The sequence below is a fragment of the Rhizobacter sp. P1_G5 genome (assembly GCF_056405435.1).
On record NZ_JBFUCB010000546.1, the window covers coordinates 1 to 4,173 of the forward strand.

Here is a 4,173-nt window from a genome sequence, read left to right on the forward strand (position 1 = left end):
GCCCTCGCGCGCCAGCGCCGCCAGGCGGCGCGGCGCGAGCTGGCCGTGCACGCCGTCGGTGGTCAACACGAACAGGTCGCCGGTCTGCAGCTCGGCCTGCAGGTAGTCGACGCGCACGCCGTCGTCCAGGCCGATCGCGCGGGTCAGGCGGCCGCGCTGGTCGGGGTGGTCGAAGCCGTGGTCCTGCGTCAGCTGTACCAGCTCATCGCCACGCAGCAGGTGGGCGCGGGTGTCGCCCACGTGCGCCAGCGTGAAGCCGTGGCCGCGCAGCACGAGGGCGGTCAGCGTCGTCATGCCCATCGCGTCGTGCGCGCTGCGCTGGCGGCGCCGGTTGTGGTCGACCAGCCAGCGGTTCTGCGCGGCGATCACGCGGTCGAGGATGGCGGTGGCATGCCAGGTGTCGGGCGCCGCGAAGTAGTCCTGCACGACGCTCATCGCGGTGGTCTGCGCCGCTTCGAGGCCGAGGCCGCCGGACGACACGCCGTCGGCGATCGCCGCGATCAGCCCGCGCGCGGCGTCGTCGCCCTCGGGCACCAGGCAGGCGGCGAAGTCCTCGTTGCGCGGACGCGGGCCCGCGAGGCTGAAGTGGCCGATCTCGACGTCAAAGCTCATCAGGAAACCTTCGTGCTACGCACGCCGGTATGTGCCCTTGGGGCGGCCCGGCGGGCACATGGTCCGCGAGCGTAGCGCGTATCCCGTTGGCACCCCCTTTGCTTTTATCGCTGCGCAAGCGGCTGGAACTGGAGCGTGTGATGAAGAAGATGAAACTCGTGATGGTGGGCAACGGCATGGCCGGGGTGCGCACGCTGGAGGAACTGCTGAAGATCGCGCCCGACCTGTATGACATCACCGTCTTCGGGGCCGAGCCGCACCCGAACTACAACCGCATCCTGCTGAGCCCGGTGCTGGCCGGCGAGCAGACGCTCGACGAGATCGTGCTGAACCCGCTGAGCTGGTACGAGGAGCACGGCATCACGCTGCACCTGGGCAAGAAGGTGGTCGACGTGGACCGGCGCAACCGCGTCGTGCGCGCGGCCGACGGCACCGAGGAGCGCTATGACCGGCTGCTGGTCACGACCGGCTCGAACCCGTTCATCCTGCCGATCCCCGGCAAGGACCTGGAGGGGGTGATCGCCTACCGCGACATCGCCGACACCAACACGATGATCGAGGCCGCCACTCGCTACAAGCACGCGGTGGTGATCGGCGGCGGGTTGCTGGGGCTGGAGGCCGCCAACGGGCTGATGCTGCGCGGCATGCAGGTCAGCGTGGTGCACGTGGCGCCGTGGCTGATGGAGCGCCAGCTGGACGACACCGCCGGCAAGCTGCTGCAGAAGTCGCTGGAGGCGCGCGGGCTGAAGTTCCTGATCGGCGCGAACACGCAGGCGCTGATCGGCGACCGCGAGGCCGGCAAGGCGGGCCGCGTGATGGCGGTGCAGTTCAAGGACGGCACCGAGGTGCCGGCCGACCTGGTGGTGATGGCGGCCGGCATCCGCCCGAACACCGAGCTGGCCGAGAAGATCGGCCTGCATTGCAACCGCGGCATCGTCGTCACCGACACGATGCAGACGGTGACCGACCCGCGCATCTACTCGGTCGGCGAGTGTGCGGCGCACCGCGGCATCGCGTACGGGCTGGTGGCGCCGCTGTTCGAGCAGGGCAAGGTGTGCGCGACGCACCTGGCGGAGTTCGGCATCGGCCGCTACACCGGCTCGCAGACCTCGACCAAGCTGAAGGTGACCGGCATCGACCTGTTCTCGGCCGGCAACTTCATGGGCGGGGCCGACTGCGAGGAGATCGTGATGAGCGATCCGTTCGGCGGCGTCTACAAGAAGCTGGTGATCAAGGACGACAAGCTGGTCGGCGCCTGCATGTACGGCGACACGGTGGATGGCAGCTGGTACTTCAAGCTGCTCAGAGAGGGCCGCACGATCTCCGACATCCGCGACAAGCTGATGTTCGGCGAGTCGAACATCGGCGACACCGGGCATGAAGGCCACAACAAGGCGGCCGCGATGGCCGACAGCGACGAGGTCTGCGGCTGCAACGGCGTCACCAAGGGGACGGTCTGCAAGGCCATCAAGGAGAAGGGCCTGTTCACGCTGGAGGAGGTGCGCAAGCACACGAAGGCGAGTGCGTCGTGCGGCTCGTGCACCGGGCTGGTCGAGCAGCTGCTGATGTTCACTGCGGGGGGCGACTACTCGGCGACGCCGAAGAAGAAGGCGATGTGCGGCTGCACCGACCACAGCCACCAGGAGGTGCGCGACGTGATCCGCAACGAGAAGCTGCTGTCGATCGCATCGGTGTACCAGACGCTGGCGTGGCGCACGCCGAACGGCTGCTCGAGCTGCCGGCCGGCGGTGAACTACTACCTGATCAGCACCTGGCCGAAGGAGGCGCAGGACGATCCGCAGTCGCGCTACATCAACGAGCGCAGCCACGCCAACATCCAGAAGGACGGCACCTACAGCGTGATCCCGCGCATGTGGGGCGGCGAGACGACGGCGGATGAACTGCGGCGCATCGCCGATGCGGTGGACAAGTACAAGATCCCGACCGTCAAGGTGACCGGCGGCCAGCGCATCGACCTGCTGGGCGTGAAGAAGGAGGACCTGGTCAACGTCTGGAAGGACATCGGCATGYCCTCGGGCCATGCGTATGCGAAGGCCTTGCGCACGGTGAAGACCTGCGTGGGTTCGGAGTGGTGCCGTTTCGGCACGCAGGACAGCACGCAGATGGGCAAGGACCTGGAGCGTGCGCTGTGGCGGATGTATGCRCCGCACAAGGTSAAGYTKGCGGTGAGCGGCTGCCCGCGCAACTGYGCSGAGTCSGGCATCAAGGAYGTCGGCRTSATCGGCGTCGAYTCGGGCTGGGAGATSTAYRTSGSCGGCAACGGCGGCATCAAGACSGAGGTGGCSCATTTCTTCGTGAAGCTGAAGACGGCCGAGGAGGTGCTGGAGTACAGCGGTGCGTTCCTGCAGCTGTACCGCGAGGAAGGCTGGTACCTGGAGCGCACGGTGCACTGGATCGGGCGTGTGGGCCTCGACTACGTGAAGAAGAAGATCCTCGACGATGCCGAAGGCCGCGTGGCGCTGTGGGAGCGATTGAAGTTCTCGCTCGATGGCGAGCCCGATCCGTGGTTCGATTTCGACAAGGCGCGGGTCGACACCCGGCAGTTCACGCCGGTTGCAGCAGCACTGGGAGAAGCACGATGAGCCAGTGGCAAGCCATTTGTCGCGTTGACGACATCCCGGTGCTGGGCTCGCGCCGCGTGGCGCGTGATGTGGGCGTTGACGTCGCGATCTTCCGCAACGACCAGGACGAGGTGTTCGCGCTGCTCGACCGCTGCCCGCACAAGGGCGGCCCGCTGAGCCAGGGCATCGTGTTCGGCAAGAGCGTCGCGTGCCCGCTGCACAACTGGACGATCGGGCTGGACGACGGGTGTGCCCGGGCGCCTGACGACGGTTGCACGCCGAGGTTTGCGGTGCACGTGTCGAATGGCGTGGTGCACCTCGATGCCGTCGAGTTGGCACAGCATGCGATCGATCTCGTTCGGCCTGTGGCGGGTCCGAAGGTCATTCCGGTGGTGGTGGGCTGATGGCTCCGTCGGCGCGGCAAAGGCGCGGGTGGGCAGGCTGTGGCTCGCCGGCCGGTGCGGTCCTCGCCCCGGGGGGGCGAGGACTGCCCTCCGCTGACTGCTTTCACGGCCCGTCGCCGAAACTCCCGCCACTCACTTCGTTCGTTGTGGTCAAACAGTCGGCGACAGTCAGTTCACGAAGCGTGCTGGCGCACGCGGGCCAAGAAACCAGCCAGCTCCGGCGCCCCGTCCTGATTGGCGCTCCACAGCCTGCCCACCCGCGCCTTTGTGGCACCACCGTGCTCCTTCGGGGGGTAACAAGCGAACAARTGAAGGTKRATCCCCGGGTTGTCACCCGGGCTACGTGTAGCCCGGATGCAGCGCAGCGGAATCCGGGGTTCAACCCTCACTTCAAATACCCTCGAACACGAACCGTCGGCTCCTCGCGGCGGGCGGTAGGCCCGTGGGGGGCGATTTCTGAGGCGACGAAGAAGATCGGCTTCGGGGGTGGCGTGCGCAGCACGCTTCGTAGACTGACTCATCGCCACTGTTTGACCACAACGAACGAAGTGAGTGGAGGGAGTTTGGCGATGCAC

General features: G+C 67.3%; 3 protein-coding genes. 2 read left to right on the plus strand and 1 reads right to left on the minus strand.

All coding sequences use genetic code 11. The annotated features are described in order from the left end of the window. On the minus strand, positions 1 to 612 hold a 612-nt coding region (locus AC1D12_RS26565; protein WP_477843985.1), incomplete at its 3' end, for a PP2C family protein-serine/threonine phosphatase. A gap of 140 nt (positions 613 to 752) precedes the next feature. Here AC1D12_RS26565 and nirB point away from each other — a divergent pair. Both nirB and nirD read left to right on the plus strand, forming a co-directional pair. Next, the gene (gene nirB, locus AC1D12_RS26570) at positions 753 to 3,215 is read left to right on the plus strand and encodes a nitrite reductase large subunit NirB (RefSeq protein WP_477843987.1); all 2,463 of its coding nucleotides are present in this window, start codon (positions 753 to 755) and stop codon (positions 3,213 to 3,215) included. Then, the gene (gene nirD, locus AC1D12_RS26575; RefSeq protein ID WP_477826880.1) at positions 3,212 to 3,598 is read left to right on the plus strand and encodes a nitrite reductase small subunit NirD; all 387 of its coding nucleotides are present in this window, start codon (positions 3,212 to 3,214) and stop codon (positions 3,596 to 3,598) included. Before nirB ends, nirD begins: the two co-directional genes overlap by 4 nt. The last annotated feature ends 575 nt before the right edge of the window (positions 3,599 to 4,173 follow it).